This is a genomic window from Stenotrophomonas sp. P5_B8, assembly GCF_054049855.1.
Genome location: NZ_JBFULO010000117.1, coordinates 1 through 10,434 on the forward strand (window position 1 = coordinate 1; position 10,434 = coordinate 10,434).

Consider the following 10,434-nt stretch of genomic DNA (forward strand, 5'->3'; position numbering starts at 1 on the left):
GTACGGGTGGGGTGGCGGGACCGTCATGCGCCATGGATGGCGCATGCGCGCCTACAGGGACGTACTTGCGGCGTGTCCCGCCACCCCACCCGTACCCGACCAAAACAGCGGCCCGGCACGCGAGATGCTTCAGAATTCAGCGGCCACCGTCATGAACACCTGGCGCGGCGCACTGGCGTGGATCGCGTAGCGGGTGCCGTTCGGATCGGTCGGGGCGAACGAACTGAGCTGGCCGGCGTAGCGCTTGTTGGTCAGGTTGGTCGCGTTGAGCGACACCTTGATGTCGCGCAGGCCCAGCCCCGGACCGAATGAATACCCCGCACCCGCATCGACCGTCGTCACCCCGGCCACCGACTGGTCGTTGGTGTAGGTGTAGTAACGTTTGCCCGTGTATTTGGCGCGCAGGCTGGCGAAGAACCCGTCGCGGTTCCAGCTGATCTCGCTGGAGGCCATCCGCTGCGGCGTATCCACCGTGATCTTGCCGGCCACCGGCACGATCGCACCGCCGGAGGTGTAGTCATCCTCGTAGGTGGACTTGTTCCAGGACAGCGCGTTGTACCACTGCAGGCCCTCGACCGGCTTGAGGATGAAGGTCAACTCCGCGCCCTGGCTCTTCACCGAGCCTACGTTGATGAAGCGGGTGATGCACTCCGGACGCGTGCCCACCTCGATGCTCGTGCAGGGATTGAGCGACAGCAGGCGGTTGTCGAACATCACATGGTAGGCCGCGATCGAGGCCTGGTACTTCTCGCCGAAGGTCCGGAAACCGGCTTCCAGCGTCTTCGACTTCTCCGGCTCCAGCCCCGCACTGGCGGCGAACGATTCCGGGGATACCTGCAACGGGCCACCGCTGCCGCCACCGACGAAGGCGGCGATGTTCTCCGAGTAAGAGGCAAACAGCTCCTGGTTCTGGCTGAGCTTGAAACCGATGCCCGCCTGCGGCAGCACCGCCTCCTTCGCGGTCAGMGTCCCGGAGGCGTAGCTGGCCTCGGTGCCCGGCCTGGCGTTGGCGGTCATGCGCGTGTTCGGGCTCTTGATGCCCACATCGACAGTGAGGCGGTCATCGAGGAAACGCATGCGGTCCTGCACGTAGAACTGGCGCGTGCGGATGTCGAAGTCCTGGTCGAACAGGCGACGGTCGGGGTGGTTGAGGTAGCCGTCATCCAGGAACGGGCCGGTGATGTAGTAGAAATTGCGCTCGACGTTGTGGTCGTTGCGCTCGTACCACAGCCCCGCTTCCAGCGCGTGGATGCCCCACTGCCAGCTCAGCGCCGCGGTGATGCCCTGGCGGTTGATGGTGTAGTTGGTGCTGCGGATGGAGATCGGCAGCGCCTGCGCGGTACCCGGGTTGGACGGCTGGCCTGGCGCCCACCAGTGGCCTTGGCCGCGGTTCTCATGGTGGTAGGCCAGCAGCTTCAGGCGCGAGGTCTCGCCCAGCGCCAGATCGGCATCCAGCGAGTACAGATTGTCGTCGCGCAGCGCGCGGCTCTGGTAGTACGCATCGTCGATGCTGTTGACGCCACCGCTGAAGGCGCACTTTTGTGCGTTGTAGGTGCCCGGCGCGCAGTAGGCCGCGGCCACCGCGCGATCCCAGTCCGGGGCGTAGATGTTCCAGTCGTAGCCCAGCCCGCGCGCCAGCATGCTCTTGGACAGGTAGGCATAGTTGGCCTGGCTCACGCGCGAGGTCGCGGCAAACGCGCCGAAGCGGTTGTCGCCCACGTTCCATACCGCCTTGGCGTTGAACTGGCGGGTGGTCTGGTTCTGGTTCGGCTCGGCCCACATATCCGCCTCCTGGTGCACGCCTGAGACGTAGGCCGAGAAGCCGTTGATGTCGCCGGTGTCCACGCGCAGGTAACCGCGACGCTGGTTGTCATCGCCGACGGTGACGCTGGCACGACCGCCAAATTCGGTGGACGGGTCCTGCGAGAAATACTGGACAGTGCCGCCCAGGTTGCTGGTGGAGGCCACGCCCAGCGAACCGATGCCCTGCGACAGTTCGGCACCGGCCAGGTTTTCTGCGATCAGCGCGCGGGCGATGCTCAGGCCGTTGTAGTTGCCGTAGCTGTTGTCGCCCAGCGGAATGCCATCGAGCGTGTAGCCCAGGCGGCTCTTGTCGAAGCCGCGCAGGGTGATGCTCTGCGATTCTTCGTTGGCCCCGAACGCATCGTTGGACTGCACCGACACGCCGGGCAGGCGGTCGAGGATCTTCTGGCCGCTGGTGCCCGGCGGCAGCACCTGCTTGTCCACCGCCGTGATGCGCTGGACCTGGCGGGTTTCACCCTGGCCGATCACCGACACGGTGTCCAGGGTCTGCGCGCTGAGCGCGGCGCTCGCATCGGTGGTTGCACCGGTGGTGGCGGCTACATCGGCGGCGTGGGCGTTGGCGGCGCACAGCGCGATCGCAACCGCGATCGTCAGGGGTCGGGTAAGCATGGTCGTCCGTTGCATGTGGGGTGGTGACCTGCGCACTGCAGGTGCATGACCATCATGCGAGCGGAAGATGAAAGCATTCTTACGTTATGGCGCGCTCCAGATGAAACGCGACCCGTCGCGCGACGCAGCGTGCCCGGATGCAACGCATCATTCGGCGACCAGCTGGTCCATGCGGATGCGGTTGGCGAACAGCGAGAACGCCAGCATGCCGGCCAGCCCGTTGGCGCGGCTGACCCAGTGTGGCAACCAGCGGGGCGGGCGCAGGATGCCTTCTTCGAACAGCGGTGCGAAGGCGATCGCATCGGTCAGCGACATCTTGCCGGCGAACAACCAGCGGCACACCTGCAGGCGGTCTTCGGCAAGCATGTGGCGGAAGAAGGTATGTACAGACACCAGCCCGCGCAGGTACACGGTGTCCTTGGTGAATGCAGCGCCGCCGGTCGGTGGCACGCCGCGGAAGACGCGCTGGGCAGAGGCGAAGCTCTCCTCGTTGTTCTGCCCTTCGGCGCAGAAGTAGCGGAATACCTGGATGAAATCGGCGCCCTCGCGCGCCATCGCGATCGCTTCGGTCCGCAGGCTGATGCGCTTGAGGCGCTCGATGTCGATGCTGCCGGTGATCTGCTCGGCGAAGGTGGCCAGGCCCTCCTGGGTGGCGGTCACACGCGGGGAGGACAACGCCAGGCTGGGCAGGTGCGGCTGCTCGCGTCCATTGAGTGCGGTCAGCGAATGCACCAGTGCTTCGTGGTGGAACAGCTGGGCACGGTCGTACGCACTGAAGCGGGCGCTGGTGCGCAGGCGGATGCGGGTGGGGCCGGCGGCCGCCTTGGAGATCAGGTCCGGGTCGAGCTGGACGCTGATGATGCGCGATTCAAAGAACGCATCGAGGTCGCTCTGCAACTGCAGTTGCAAGGCGGTAGCCGAGACCGGCACCTGTTCTTCGGGCGCGAGCAGTTCGTGGTCCAGTTCCTGCGCGATCTGGATGAAGTGACGGGCCGCATCGCGGGTGCTGGGGCCGTTGCCAGGCAGCGGGTGCTCGGGCGCGCCGAACAGTTCGACCGAATAGCGGTCGACCTCGGTCGTGCCCAGCGATTCGAGCAGACCGGCGGCCAGGTCCCAGCTGTGCGCCGAGCGCTGCACGTACAGGCCGATGGGATGGTCCGGATCGCATTGGGCGCTGATGGCGGCGAGCGCGCGGCGGGTGTCGCCGAAGTCKAGCCGGGGATAGGCCACCTGCGGCAGCACCGGCTGGCCGCGGGCGACACTGGCCAGGAACGGGGCCTGCAGGGCAGCGGGCCAGCTCGTCAGGCCCAGCAGCTTGATGCCACCCACTGCCTCCACCAGCTGCGCATCGAGCGCGGTGTGGTGGGCCACCTCACGATCCACGGTCATTGGTGTGTCCATGGGGCGGACAATAGCAGCCACGCGGGGAGTTGGTGCAGCCACCCATGGGGTGGCTCTACCCGGCTATCGGCGGCCGCCCTTGCCGCCCGGGCGCCATTGCGCGCCCTTGCCCACGTGCTTGCGCTCGATCGCCTGCTGGGCCTGGCGCACGGCCAGCTTGGCCGCGGCGGCGGCCACTTCTTCCTTCAGCTTGAAGTAGTTCAACAACCGCTCTTCATCCAGCGTGCCGTCATCGATGGCCGCACGGATCGCACAGCCCGGCTCGCGCTGGTGTGCGCAGTCGCGGAACCGGCATTGCGCCGACAGCGCTTCCACGTCGGAAAAGCCGCCTTCGCTCAGGGCTTCCTCACCGGTCGGCTTGAGTTCGCGCATGCCCGGGGTGTCGATCAGGCAGGCACCGGCCGGCAGCGGGATCAGCGCGCGGTGCGTGGTGGTGTGGCGGCCGCGCGAATCGTTGCTGCGCACGTCGGCGGTCTTCATCCGCTCCTCGCCCAGCAGCGTGTTGGTCAGGGTGGACTTGCCGGCACCCGACGAGCCCACCAGCACCACGGTCCGGCCCGCGCCCAGCCACGGCAGCAGGGCCGACGCGCTGGCCGGGTCCTTGCCGTTGACCGCCAGCAGCGGGATGTCCTGCGCGGCCAGTTCTTCCAGCACGTCCAGGGCATCCTGGCTGTACTCGGTCTGGTCGGCCTTGGTCAGCACCACCACCGGCTGCGCGCCGCCACCGCCGACCAGCAGCAGGTAGCGCTCGATGCGGCGCGGGTTGAAGTCGGCATCCAGGCCGCAGACGATGAACACGGTATCGATGTTGGCCGCGATCACCTGCTGGTGGTAATGCTCGCCGGCCGCGCCGCGCTTGATCGCGGTACGCCGCGGCAGCAGCGCCACGATCTTGATGCCCTCCATCAGCACCCAGTCGCCCACGGCCGCGCGTTCGTGGCTGGGAAAGCGCGGGCGCTGCCATTCCGGCGGGGATTCGGTCTTGATTGCCGCATCGGGCATGTCCGAGACGATGTAGCCGGTGCGATGCTGCTCGATCACACGACCCGGGCGCGCCTGCGGGAACTGCTCGAACAAGGCCTGCCAGGCCGGGAGTTCGGGGCCGCCCGGCCAGGGCCAGCCAATGGTCTGCAGGGCAAGATAATCAGTGGGTTCGCTCATCGTGCCCATTCTAGAGGGTGTGGCGACCGGGCGTCGCCGCAGTGCTCGGCCAGTAGCGAAGGCCCAGTCCCGCCCGCGTCTGCGCAACTGCTTGGCAGTGCTCGGAATTTGGCCCGAAAGCCTTGCCCTGCAACGCAACATTTCCGCTACCATGCCATTTCCATGCCCGACGATGACGGCCCGTTCATGTCCACGCCCCCGCTGAAGCCGCTTGCCACCCGCGAGCGCCTGTCCGAAGTCCGCTACGAGATCCGGGGCGAACTGGCGCGACGAGCGCGGGAGCTGGAGGCGCAGGGCCGCAAGCTGATCAAGCTGAACATCGGCAACCCGGGCAACTTCGGGTTCCGCGCGCCGGAGCACCTGCAGCGCGCGATCGCCGATGACATGGGCCGCACCGATCCCTATACCCACCAGCAGGGCCTGCCCGAGGCCCGCGAAGCGATTGCCGCCGCCTACGCCCGGCGCGGTGCCCCCGACGCGCATCCTGACCGGGTGTTTATCGGCAACGGCGTCAGCGAGCTGATCGACCTGTCGCTGCGCGCCCTGCTCAACCCCGGCGATGAAGTGCTGGTGCCCTCTCCCGACTATCCGCTGTGGTCGGCGGCGACCATCCTCAACGACGGCCGGCCGGTGTATTACCGCTGCGCACCGGAGAACGGCTTCCAGCCGGACCCGGTCGAAATCGAAACACTGGTGTCCTCGCGCACCCGCGCCATCGTGCTGATCAACCCGAACAACCCCAGCGGCGCCAGCTACTCGCGCGAACTGCTGGAGAAGATCGTGGCGATCGCGGTCAAGCACAACCTGCTGCTGATGGTCGATGAGATCTACGACCAGATCCTCTACGACGGTGCCGCGTTCCATGCGGTGGCGCCACTGGCCGGCGAACACCCGTGCATCACCTTCAGCGGGCTGAGCAAGGTGCATCGCGCCTGCGGCTGGCGGGTGGGCTGGGCGATGCTGTCCGGCGCGGCCGAGCGGCTGGGCGAATTCCGCGCGGCGATGGACCTGCTCAGCGCACTGCGGCTGTGCGCCAACGTGCCCGGCCAGTACGCCATCGATGCCGCGGTCAACGGCCCGGACACCATCTCCCCGCTGTGCGCCCCCGGTGGCCGCCTGTATGAAACCCGGCGCGCGGTGATCGAGGCCTGCAACGCCAGCGAGCACCTGTCGCTGGTTGCCCCGGCCGGCGCGCTGTACGCGTTCCCGGCGGTGGTCGGCCCGGCCGCGCGCAGCTTCGACGACCATGATTTCGCCTTGGAACTGATGAACGAGGAAGGCGTGCTGGTCGTGCCGGGCTCCAGCTTCAACGTGCCCTACCGCCACCATTTCCGCGTGACCCTGCTGCCCGAGCCGGACGTCATGCGCGATGTCTTCGCGCGCATCGACCGTGCGCTGGCCCGCCGTGCAGAAGCCAACACCAAGGTGGTGCCGTTGAAGCCACGCAGCGCGGTGGCCTGAGGTGGCGCTGTCCTACCTGGCACTGGGCGATTCGTACACCATCGGCGAAGGCGTGCAGCCGTCAGGGCGCTGGCCCTCGCAGCTGGCCGCCGGCCTGCGCGACATCGGCATCGCGGTGGAAGACCCGCAGATCATCGCCACCACCGGCTGGACCACCGACGAACTCGATGCGGGCATCGACGCCGCGGCCCCGCAGGGACCCTTCGACCTGGTCAGCCTGCTGATCGGGGTGAATGACCAGTACCGCGGGCGCAGCGTGGACGACTACCGGCCCCGTTTCACCGCCCTGCTGCAACGCGCGCTCGGCTTTGCCGGCGGTCGCGCGTCGCGCGTGCTGGTGCTGTCCATTCCCGATTGGGGAGTGACCGCGTACGGGATCGCGTCCGGCCGCGACCGGGCCCAGATCGGGCATGCACTGGACGCCTACAACGCGGCGGCCGCCGCGATCTGCGCCGCGCACGACGTCGCCTTCATCGACATCACCGAGGTCAGCCGCGAGCTGGGCGGGGAAGCGCCGATGCTGGTCGAAGACGGGCTGCATCCGTCGGCGACGATGTACACGCTGTGGAACCAGCGCGTCTTCCCGGTCGCACGGGTGCAACTGGCCGACGAGGTGGCGCGCTGAGCACGGACGCGCTGCCACTGGCCAAGGAACAGGCCCGCCGCATCGCCGCAGCCTTCATGCCGGCCCGGCGCTTCGGCAACCGACGCGATTATTACTACAGCCGCGGCAAGCTCGGCAGCGATCCGCTGTATCCGGGCGTGCTGGCCGCGCTGGTACCGGCGCAGGGCGGGCTGCTGGACATCGGCTGCGGGCTGGGCCTGCTGGCCCACGTGCTGCGCCAGGCCGGTCAGCAGCAGCCGTACCTGGGCGTGGACATCGACGCGGACAAGATCGCGCGTGCGCAGCGTGCCGGTGCACAGGCGGCGCTGACCGATGCGCGTTTCGACTGCCTGGACGCCAGCGCCACCCTGCCCGACCACCACGGCAGCGTGACCCTGCTGGATGTGCTGCAGTACCTGCCGGCCGATGCGCAGGCGGGTCTGCTGCATGCTGCCGCCACGCGCGTGGCCCCGGGCGGGCGGCTGGTGATCCGCACCACCCTGGCCGACAACAGCGGCCGCGACCGCGCCACCCGCATCACCGACATGCTGGCCCACCTGGTGGGCTGGATGGGCACGCGACCGCGGCATTATCCCGATGCCGCCAGCGTGCGCGCGCCGCTGGAAGCGGCCGGCCTGCGCCTGCAGATGACCCCGTTGTATGGCAACACGCCGTTCAACAACTGGCTGGTCTGCGCTGAGCGGCCGATCCGGGGCTGACAGTCGCGCCCTGCGCGCTGCACGCGCATACTCGCGCCCCGATACCGGCATGGAGCCCGCATGACCCCGCCCTCATCCCGCCATTCCGCCCTGGGCATCGCCGCACTGGTGATCAGCCTGTGCGGGCTGGTGATGTTCGCGATCAGCGCGCACGTCGCCCACACCCCCGCGCATGCCGAGATGCGCGAGCTGCCGGTGCTGCTGCTGGTGGTGCTGTGCATCAGCATCGGCTTGGCGGTCTTGGCCACGCTGATGGGGATCGGCAGCCTGCTGCAGCATCGCCGACGCCGGGTTACCGGCGTACTGGCGCTGGGCCTGGCGGTCACCCTGCTGCTGGCGCAGCTGTCGCTGGGCAGCTGGATGCGCCAGCAGTGGCAGCACTCGCACCCGCTGGCCGGCAGTCCCGGCAGCCTGACCCAACGGGCCTGAGCCCGCCTCGACACGTTCCTGATCAGGAGTTCCCATGCAACACCGTCATTCCGGTCTCGGCATCGCCTCGTTCATCCTGTCGCTGGGCGGCGGGGGGCTGTTGTTCCTGCTGATCGTGGTGGCCGGCTACGCCGAGATGAGCACGCCCGGCGGGCTGGATGAAAGCGCGCCGACCACGATGCTGCTCGGGCTGGGCATCCTTGGCGCGGGCGTGCTGGAGGTCGTGGCGGTAGCGCTGGGTATCGCCGGGCTGCTGCAACGCGACCGGCGCACGCTGTTCGCCATCCTGGGGCTGGTATGCGCCGTGGGCACCCTGCTGGGTACCGGCGGGCTGATGGTGCTGGGTGCGATCGGCTGAGTGCAGCGCCGACCGTTACGCCGCGTCCGGCAACGCCGCCGTCAATCCACGATCCTGCAAGGCCTGCAGCACCGACTCGATGATGACCAGGTTGTGCCCGTGCGCGGCGCCTTCGTGCAGGAGCACGATCGCCCCGGGGCCGAGCTGGYCGACGATGCGCTCCACCACCGCCTGCGGCTGGCAGTCCACGCCGTCGTAACCGCGCGCACTCCAGCCCACACGGGTCAGCTGCCACTGCTGCAGCGCGGGAGCCACGAACGGGTTGGTCATGCCCACCACCGAGCGGTACCAGCGCGGCGGCTGTCCGGCGATGGCGGTCAGCGTCTGCTGGCACTGGCCGATCTCAGCGGCCATCGCCGCCCGCCCCAGCCGCCAGAACCGTGTCTGCGGGTGGCGATGGCTGTGGTTGCCCAGGGTGTGCCCGCGGGCAAGCATCTGCCGCACCAGCTCGGGCTGGGCCAGGGCCCGCTCGCCGACCAGGAAGAAGGTCGCCTTGGCCTGGTAGCGGTCGAGCAGGTCCAGCACGGCCGGGGTTTCGGCCGAGGGGCCATCGTCGATCGTCAGCCACACCCGCGGCGCCCGGCCCGGCAAGCGGCTGAGCACCGGCGCGTAAAAACGGCTGTTGGGCAGGAACACCGGCACCAGGAACAGCGCGTGCGAGGCCACCATCAGCGCCAGCCCGACCGCCCAGCCCAGCTGGACCCACGCCAGGACCACCAGCACCTGCGACAGCAGCAGCCACGGCAGCCAGCGCCAGGGGCGCAGGGGAATGCGATGCAACGTTTCCGGTACGGTCATGCCCCATGATGCCATGCCGCGTAGAATGTCCGGTTCCAAATGCCGGACCCGACTGCCATGTCCCTTGATCCCGCCCTGCGCTCGCGCATCGAATCCATCCTCAACGCCAACCGCGTCGTGCTGTTCATGAAGGGCCAGCCGAGCATGCCGCAGTGCGGTTTCTCGGCCAAGGCGGTCGGGGCGCTGCAGGACCTGGGCGTGGCGTTCGACCACGTCAACGTGCTGGCCGACGCCGAGATCCGCGAAGGCATCAAGGCCTACGGCGACTGGCCGACCATCCCGCAGCTGTACATCGACGGCGAACTGGTCGGCGGCAGCGACATCATTCTGCAGATGGCCGGCAGCGGGGAGCTGAGCAGCGTGCTCGGCCTGGCCGCCCCGGACCGCACCCCGCCGTCGATCACCGTGACCCCGGCTGCGGTGGAAATGCTGCGCGGTGCGCTGGCCGATTCACCCGGTGCCTCGCTGCAGCTGGGCATCGATGCGCGCTTCCAGCCGAACTTCCAGCTGGCTCCGCACGATGACAACGCGATCGCCGCCGAGTCCAACGGCCTGCGCGTGCAGTTCGATCTGGCCAGCGCGCGTCGCGCCGACGGCATCACCATCGACTGGGTGGACGATATCCGTGGCAAGGGCCTGGCGATCGATAACCCGAACGCGCCCAAGGCGGTGCAGGAGCTGGCGGTGCGCGACGCGGACGACCAGCTGCGTGCCGGCAGCCTGATCGTGGTGGACGTGCGCCCGGCCGACGAGCGCGCCATCGCCGCGATCAACGCCCCGTTCGAGACCTTCGACGGCGACAACCGCGCGCGCCTGGAAGCGCTGCCCAAGGACACCGCGCTGGCTTTCCTGTGCCACCACGGTGGCCGCAGCGCCCAGGCCGCCGAGCAGTTCCGCGCCCTGGGTTTCAGCAAGGTCCACAACATCACCGGCGGCATCGACGCCTGGTCGAACGAGGTGGACAACAGCGTGCCGAAGTACTGATCGTCGGTTGCGATGTGTTGAAAAAAAACGCCGGCATTGCCGGCGTTTTTTTTGTTCTTTCAACAGCCAGGCACGTTGTCTGGCGA

At 68.4% G+C, this 10,434-nt stretch carries 10 protein-coding genes; 6 read left to right on the forward strand and 4 right to left on the reverse strand.

The genetic code is table 11. From position 1 onward, the window contains the following. Positions 1-129: 129 nt before the first annotated feature. The 3 genes from ACXJKH_RS08780 to rsgA form a co-directional block, all read right to left on the reverse strand. Complete coding sequence (locus ACXJKH_RS08780; RefSeq protein WP_457319137.1) at positions 130-2,433, reverse strand: TonB-dependent receptor; 2,304 nt, start codon at positions 2,431-2,433, stop codon at positions 130-132. 147 nt (positions 2,434-2,580) lie between these two features. Continuing rightward, positions 2,581-3,822: a flavohemoglobin expression-modulating QEGLA motif protein gene (locus ACXJKH_RS08785; protein WP_457319138.1), complete on the reverse strand. Its 1,242-nt coding sequence runs from the start codon at positions 3,820-3,822 to the stop codon at positions 2,581-2,583. A 75-nt stretch (positions 3,823-3,897) separates the two neighbouring features. After that, a complete protein-coding gene (rsgA, locus tag ACXJKH_RS08790; RefSeq protein WP_256776522.1) occupies positions 3,898-5,004 on the reverse strand; it encodes a ribosome small subunit-dependent GTPase A in 1,107 nt (368 codons plus the stop codon). Between the two features lie 177 nt (positions 5,005-5,181). Here rsgA and ACXJKH_RS08795 point away from each other — a divergent pair, with 177 nt between their 5' ends. Genes ACXJKH_RS08795 through ACXJKH_RS08815 form a run of 5 tightly spaced genes read left to right on the forward strand, consistent with a single transcriptional unit; the run spans position 5,182 to position 8,566 of the window. Beyond that, on the forward strand, positions 5,182-6,456 hold the full coding sequence (locus tag ACXJKH_RS08795) for a pyridoxal phosphate-dependent aminotransferase (protein ID WP_256776531.1): 1,275 nt from the start codon (positions 5,182-5,184) through the stop codon (positions 6,454-6,456). 1 nt (position 6,457) lies between these two features. Continuing rightward, on the forward strand, positions 6,458-7,081 hold the full coding sequence (locus ACXJKH_RS08800) for an SGNH/GDSL hydrolase family protein (RefSeq protein ID WP_457319139.1): 624 nt from the start codon (positions 6,458-6,460) through the stop codon (positions 7,079-7,081). Between the two features lie 17 nt (positions 7,082-7,098). Then, the gene (locus ACXJKH_RS08805) at positions 7,099-7,779 is read left to right on the forward strand and encodes a class I SAM-dependent methyltransferase (protein ID WP_256776532.1); all 681 of its coding nucleotides are present in this window, start codon (positions 7,099-7,101) and stop codon (positions 7,777-7,779) included. 60 nt (positions 7,780-7,839) lie between these two features. Continuing rightward, a complete protein-coding gene (locus ACXJKH_RS08810) occupies positions 7,840-8,208 on the forward strand; it encodes a hypothetical protein (RefSeq protein ID WP_256776524.1) in 369 nt (122 codons plus the stop codon). A gap of 34 nt (positions 8,209-8,242) precedes the next feature. Beyond that, the gene (locus ACXJKH_RS08815) at positions 8,243-8,566 is read left to right on the forward strand and encodes a hypothetical protein (RefSeq protein ID WP_457319140.1); all 324 of its coding nucleotides are present in this window, start codon (positions 8,243-8,245) and stop codon (positions 8,564-8,566) included. A gap of 15 nt (positions 8,567-8,581) precedes the next feature. Here the strand turns inward: ACXJKH_RS08815 and ACXJKH_RS08820 are convergent, their stop codons facing one another. Beyond that, positions 8,582-9,364 carry a polysaccharide deacetylase family protein gene (locus ACXJKH_RS08820; RefSeq protein ID WP_457319141.1) on the reverse strand — a complete coding sequence of 261 codons (783 nt, stop codon included), beginning with the start codon at positions 9,362-9,364 and terminating at the stop codon, positions 8,582-8,584. 57 nt (positions 9,365-9,421) lie between these two features. Here ACXJKH_RS08820 and grxD point away from each other — a divergent pair, with 57 nt between their 5' ends. Then, the gene (grxD, locus tag ACXJKH_RS08825; protein WP_457319142.1) at positions 9,422-10,348 is read left to right on the forward strand and encodes a Grx4 family monothiol glutaredoxin; all 927 of its coding nucleotides are present in this window, start codon (positions 9,422-9,424) and stop codon (positions 10,346-10,348) included. Positions 10,349-10,434 lie beyond the last annotated feature (86 nt).

Coding starts and splice junctions, on each gene's coding strand:
- rsgA (WP_256776522.1), bottom strand. CDS start 5,004: ATGGGCACGATGAGCGAACCCACTGATTATCTTGCCCTGCAGACCATT.
- ACXJKH_RS08795 (WP_256776531.1), top strand. CDS start 5,182: ATGTCCACGCCCCCGCTGAAGCCGCTTGCCACCCGCGAGCGCCTGTCC.
- ACXJKH_RS08810 (WP_256776524.1), top strand. CDS start 7,840: ATGACCCCGCCCTCATCCCGCCATTCCGCCCTGGGCATCGCCGCACTG.
- ACXJKH_RS08815 (WP_457319140.1), top strand. CDS start 8,243: ATGCAACACCGTCATTCCGGTCTCGGCATCGCCTCGTTCATCCTGTCG.
- grxD (WP_457319142.1), top strand. CDS start 9,422: ATGTCCCTTGATCCCGCCCTGCGCTCGCGCATCGAATCCATCCTCAAC.